A 5251-nucleotide genomic window follows, 5' to 3' on the forward strand; every position below is an offset into this window, starting at 1 on the left:
CTTATAATTATTACATCCAAATAAAGTGAATGATAATAGTGCAGTCATAGAAAGCATAATCCTTATTTTCATATTGTCCTCCATACTCTTTTAAAACCACCATATCGATCATTACAGACAATATGAAGACCGTGATGGATGAAGCAAGAACCGAACATTAATCAGCAACAAATGTTAGATTTCACAACGCTTCGCTTTATTGAAGCGAATGAAAATATCGTGTTCTTAGGTCCGAGTGGTGTTGGAAAAACCCACTTGGCCACGTCGATTGGGATTGCCGCAGCGAAGAAAAGAACAAGCACCTACTTTATTAAGTGTCATGATTTGATTCAAAATCTGAAGAAAGCGAAGCTTGAAAATCGTTTAGAGAGCCGTTTAAAACATACACGAAGTTTAGGTTGTTAATTATCGATGAAATCGGTTATTTACCGATTGATCAAGAAGATGCGAAGTTGTTTTTTCAGTTCATTTTCCAAGAACCAAAACTGGCAAATGCGATTTTAGATCGCATTTTACATCACGCAAGCGTCGATACGATTGTAGGAGATTCTTATCGTATGAAGAATCATTTAGCGAAAGAAAATGAGTGATTTTGTACAGCCTTAAACAAGCGAAAGTGTACATGTTAGTGTTGACATTTATACGTCACCGTTGTTTTATCAAATATTAATGAATATTGACTTCAAAGACCACGATCATAAACTTCTGCATGGTAGTCAAACCATAGCCACAATAGTTCAGCTTTTTCGTATTTATCACGGTGAAAATCCGCCATGTAATACCTATAGAAATACAACAACATACCTCCTTTTCTAATTTAAAAGTTTCCTGCGCATATTTAGTAAATGAACACATAAATATATAAAAACACTATCGTTTCCATCTAAACTCATCCAATCGTTATGATAATTAATTTTCTCTTATCTACGTTTTATTTAGTAGATTTCATTTGATTTATTATTAACGTTTGAAAGGAGAAGGCTAATGAGCACCTTGTACAAAACAGCACTTATAATTATTATCATTGGCGCATTAAATTTGGGATTAGTTGGTTTATTTCAGTTTGATTTAGTTGCCGAACTATTTGACGGTCAAGACACTGTTGTATCTAGAGTAATTTACACAATTTTTGGTCTTTCTGGTTTGGTTAGCATTGGCCTATTATTGAAACCCCCATCTAAATGACACTTGAGCTGATTTTTTCAGCTCTTTTTTTATTAAAAAATGAATCATTGTAGCTTGTTCTTAAAACGTATCTTAATCGCTTTTTAGGATATACTCAGATACATAACCTTTTTCGACTAAGGAATCCATAATTCTAGCAGCTTCTCTGTATTCGATTTTAAATTTTCTTTGAAAATATTATTAACCGCTTCACTGTGCTTCTTTTTATGCTTATTCATTAAATATTGATATTCGTTATTTGATATGTATTTGTAATCATAAGCACTGGTAATCATTCTTTTACATCTTTCATAATTGCCTTCAGATAGTATTTAATGATCTAAAAAATCATCGTAAAAATCTAACGTTGCCATAATAAATGTCCCTTCTGCCTTTTTTAATCTTCTTTCTTGAAGAAACTAATGAATTTTTTAACATAGTAATTTGATTCAATTGGCAACCAAAACAAAGCATGTACTACATAAAAAACTATTAAAGAAGATTTACCTCCCAATGTATTATTTAACTGGGTAATGCTATCGAGCAATTGTAATTCTTCATCTATCATTTCTTCGCCATTTTCATAATCCTCAATTACATCGTCTATGTCTTTAAGTCTGTAATACCCTATAAGAAGTCCAATACATAAATAAATAGAAAATACTATAAGCATCTGTTCAAGTCCATCCTTTTTTAGTTATTTCATTACTTTTATTGTTTTAGCTTTAAAATTTATTGTATTTTCACAATTCCGCACAACTTACAGTCATATAGATTCTATTGTTTCAACTAATCTCATACTCTAGTGTAAAGTATTCTGACATTCTTACCTCCCAATAATTTTCTGTTTTAATACTCTCTTACAGAATATCAATAAACCATAACAAAAAAATGTATATCTTTGAGGGTATATTACATTTGAAATATCTGATTTAAAAGTAATCTTAAAATCCACATTTTATCTGTAATGCAAAAAAAAGACCATTAGTTTATGGTCTTTGATGGTACTTATTGAACTAAAGCACTATTCACAAAAAAAATTCAGTTTTACATAATGAAAACTCTGTCCATTTATTACAGGAATGCTGCTCCGTTAGTACAATAAAATAACTTGTAGATTACTAAATAATATTTAATTCTAAATATTCATCCGTTTCTATAAAACCAAACTTCTTGTACACTGGTCTGCCCATTTTTGATGCGCCGAGCCATATTTTTGAAATACCTGAAGTCCTAACTTCTTCAACTAATCTAGTCAACAGCATTGTTGCGATACCTTGTCCACGATAATTTTCATTAGTATACATATTTGCGATATAACCTTTTTTTCCAGTTTTATTCGTATAACTAGGAGGAAATTCATAAAAAATCACTGCACCACAAGCAATAATTTCTTCTTTATCTTCTACTAGCCATTGAATTAAAGTGCCATCACTTAACTTATTTTTAAAGAAGATAGTTAGTTCGGAATCAATATCTATATTTGGTTCTAACCCTTCATCTACTAATTGCTTTTTTCTTAATTCAACCAATTTTTTAATATCATTGTTATTCGCTTTGCGAAATTTCACCTTCAATCACTCCTTGGAGTTAGCATATTTATTTTACATTATTTCACCATATAACTTATTTTACTAACCTACCATGATCAAAGAACTGACTTATGTCAGTTCTGATTCTAAGCCATTAAACCTGCTAGTTGAAGAAGTTATATAATACATATCCAATTATTAAAACAACAATTAATATTCCTGTTCCTTTCCAACCTAAACCCCCAACCAAGTCTGCTAAATTACCATTTTCAGCTCTATTATATCCATCATTTAATGCACCTGTTGGATTTTGTTTGAGTGCTTCTTTTCTTAACCTCTCTCTTTTTTCTTCGGGCGTTTCATGGTGATTATTCAAACTAAGCACCCCCTACGAATAGTTCCTGTATATATAAATATTCTATAATTTATCGTTTATACCTTCTTATATCTGCTTTGGTTTTATAAGAATTTTTTCAATAAAATATATAAATAATTGATTTTTCCTTTGAAAATAATGCTTTTTTAAAATTTTATACACTGGAATTTTGCTGCAGTTAGATTGATCGTTGTAATGTATGGGTAATTGGAGTAGATTGTTGACTGGATATGAGTATACGGATTAAGGTAAGCATAATTAGAATTTTACGTAAGTGAAAACATTAATTTTACAAGGTTTACCAGGGGTTAGTTTACATCCTCTGTTAAGTCTAATACCTCGACGTACCCTATAGCACTTCTATCTCCACACCATAGTTAAATTTTCAGTTTCAACTTTTCACCAACTCACAATCCTAACAAAATTTATCATTATCCATTAATTTGCATATTTTCACTAAAAATCACCCAAAAGTAACTCGATAAGTGACTCGGAACCCCCTTATTTAACAAAGCTTTATACCACTGTCACCCTTCCTAATTTCATCAATCTCACACTAAAACCACCCTCAAACCATTGGTACATCAATGTTTCTACGAGTTTTACATGTCGAGTCCAATTTGTCTTAACCAAAAAGTGTCGTAAACCCTTATAAACACAACACTTTCCCCATTTTCAATCCTTCCCTTCGAGTTACCTATTTTTCGGTGTCAAGTGTCAAAAAGTACAACATACTATATAATGAATTTGGTGCATATTTACAAAGGAGGATATAAAGTGAAAAAGTTCAATTTCTTAAAGGTAATTATTCTATTCGTACTTATTTTAGGAGTATTTTCAATAGGTACAATACAATCTGAAGCAGCATCTAACCCAATTAAGGGTGCAACTGTTCATTACAAAGGTATAAAGGATTTAGCTTACCCTAAACTATCAGGTATTAAAAACTCAAATGTACAGAATGAAATTAACACTTTTTTCCAGAAGAATCATAAATCACATTATCAAGCCTATAACGAGTTGATGAAAGGGATGAAAGAAATACAAGGCGATGAAATGTGTGTTAAATATCCTTCTACATGCAACTACAGTTATAAGACTAGCTACAAACTTGCCTATCAAGATAGCAACTATATAAGTGTAATAATTTACACTGACGCTTATACCGGAGGAGCCCATGGTTTAAGACGAGTAGATACATTTAACTTCAACATCAAAACAGGAAAAAGAATACTATTGCCAAATGTTGTGTCCCCATCTAAAGCAACAAAGACAAAACAATATATTTTAAATTATTTCAAAAAGTATGATCTTTTATTTAATGATGTTACAGTTAAGGATATTTACTTAAACAATGAAACTTCATTTATTTTCACTAAAACAGGAGTCAGTGTCATCTTCCAAGAGTATGAAATTGCTCCTTATTCAGCAGGTAATCCGAAAGCTAATGTTCCTAAATCAGTATACAAATAACCCTAATAAGCTCCCTATTTACTGGGGGCTTTTATTTACACAAACAGAAAGAAGCCACTTTATCTCAGTGACTCCTCCATTTATCCAACTCATCTTCACTTGCAACTAATTTATACCCTTTACCTTCTTGACTACCCATTCCTCAGTTACAAGCTGTTTCATTAATTCAGAGACAAGATTAATCCTAATTTTCATCTCCTTCTGTAATTCAGATATCCTTGTCTCACCTGTACTAGCCATAATACGCTTAAGCTTATCCAAAGGTTCTTCTTTCTTTTCAATTTTAAACTGATTGTTATCCACTCCATCATAACTATCTACAATCTGATCAAGTACATCCCCTACTACATTTTCATCTAAATCAATGAATCGGCTATGTTAAGTCGGATAGATAATATGAGGGCTAGTACATTAAGTCTAATAACTTAAAGGAGCGTACTATGCCACGTCAACGTCGAATTTTTACAGCTGAATTAAAACTTCAAATGGTGAAGCTTTATGTGAATGGGAAATCAGGTGCTGATATTGCAAGAAATGATAAATCTGACAACTTGGATAATATTTGCATATCCAAATCGATCATAGGCTCCTTTATTATGCAATACACATAGCACTTTTTATATACAAAAAGAACACTTGAGATTATTAAACGATATGGTTGTATTTATGTGATTTTTCGATTAGATTATTCTTTAATGGCCTTTTT

The 5251-nt window shown here is 31.4% G+C and carries 9 protein-coding genes and 1 pseudogene; 4 read left to right on the top strand and 6 right to left on the bottom strand.

Features of this window, described 5'->3' with window-relative positions:
- Nucleotides 1-147: 147 nt before the first annotated feature.
- Together V7014_RS23640 and V7014_RS23645 are read left to right on the top strand one after the other, a co-directional pair.
- Nucleotides 148-590: pseudogene (locus V7014_RS23640) on the top strand (ATP-binding protein); the annotation flags it as partial.
- Between the two features lie 394 nt (nt 591-984).
- On the top strand, nt 985-1185 hold the full coding sequence (locus tag V7014_RS23645; RefSeq protein ID WP_335510955.1) for a DUF378 domain-containing protein: 201 nt from the start codon (nt 985-987) through the stop codon (nt 1183-1185).
- A 72-nt stretch (nt 1186-1257) separates the two neighbouring features.
- Here V7014_RS23645 and V7014_RS27370 read toward each other — a convergent pair whose 3' ends face one another.
- The 5 genes from V7014_RS27370 to V7014_RS23665 form a co-directional block, all read right to left on the bottom strand.
- Nucleotides 1258-1341, bottom strand: coding sequence for a hypothetical protein (locus V7014_RS27370; RefSeq protein ID WP_438824966.1), 84 nt, complete (start codon nt 1339-1341; stop codon nt 1258-1260).
- Complete coding sequence (locus tag V7014_RS23650) at nt 1302-1460, bottom strand: hypothetical protein (RefSeq protein ID WP_335510957.1); 159 nt, start codon at nt 1458-1460, stop codon at nt 1302-1304. Before V7014_RS23650 ends, V7014_RS27370 begins: the two co-directional genes overlap by 40 nt.
- A gap of 101 nt (nt 1461-1561) precedes the next feature.
- On the bottom strand, nt 1562-1837 hold the full coding sequence (locus V7014_RS23655; protein ID WP_335510959.1) for a hypothetical protein: 276 nt from the start codon (nt 1835-1837) through the stop codon (nt 1562-1564).
- A gap of 448 nt (nt 1838-2285) precedes the next feature.
- Entirely contained in the window at nt 2286-2735 is a 450-nt protein-coding gene (locus V7014_RS23660) for a GNAT family N-acetyltransferase (RefSeq protein ID WP_335510961.1), read from the bottom strand.
- Between the two features lie 124 nt (nt 2736-2859).
- Complete coding sequence (locus V7014_RS23665) at nt 2860-3072, bottom strand: DUF6366 family protein (RefSeq protein ID WP_335510962.1); 213 nt, start codon at nt 3070-3072, stop codon at nt 2860-2862.
- Between the two features lie 777 nt (nt 3073-3849).
- Here V7014_RS23665 and V7014_RS23670 point away from each other — a divergent pair.
- A complete protein-coding gene (locus tag V7014_RS23670; RefSeq protein ID WP_335510964.1) occupies nt 3850-4545 on the top strand; it encodes a DUF3298 and DUF4163 domain-containing protein in 696 nt (231 codons plus the stop codon).
- A gap of 105 nt (nt 4546-4650) precedes the next feature.
- Here the strand turns inward: V7014_RS23670 and V7014_RS23675 are convergent, their stop codons facing one another.
- Nucleotides 4651-4848: a hypothetical protein gene (locus V7014_RS23675; RefSeq protein WP_335510966.1), complete on the bottom strand. Its 198-nt coding sequence runs from the start codon at nt 4846-4848 to the stop codon at nt 4651-4653.
- A gap of 137 nt (nt 4849-4985) precedes the next feature.
- Between V7014_RS23675 and V7014_RS23680 the strand changes: the two genes are divergently transcribed.
- Nucleotides 4986-5156: a transposase gene (locus tag V7014_RS23680; protein WP_335510968.1), complete on the top strand. Its 171-nt coding sequence runs from the start codon at nt 4986-4988 to the stop codon at nt 5154-5156.
- Nucleotides 5157-5251 lie beyond the last annotated feature (95 nt).

It is taken from the genome of Bacillus sp. JJ722, assembly GCF_036963345.1.
GTDB lineage: Bacteria > Bacillota > Bacilli > Bacillales > DSM-1321 > Bacillus_AD.

Coding starts and splice junctions, on each gene's coding strand:
- V7014_RS23680 (WP_335510968.1), top strand. CDS start 4,986: ATGCCACGTCAACGTCGAATTTTTACAGCTGAATTAAAACTTCAAATG.
- V7014_RS23650 (WP_335510957.1), bottom strand. CDS start 1,460: ATGATTACCAGTGCTTATGATTACAAATACATATCAAATAACGAATAT.
- V7014_RS23645 (WP_335510955.1), top strand. CDS start 985: ATGAGCACCTTGTACAAAACAGCACTTATAATTATTATCATTGGCGCA.
- V7014_RS23655 (WP_335510959.1), bottom strand. CDS start 1,837: ATGCTTATAGTATTTTCTATTTATTTATGTATTGGACTTCTTATAGGG.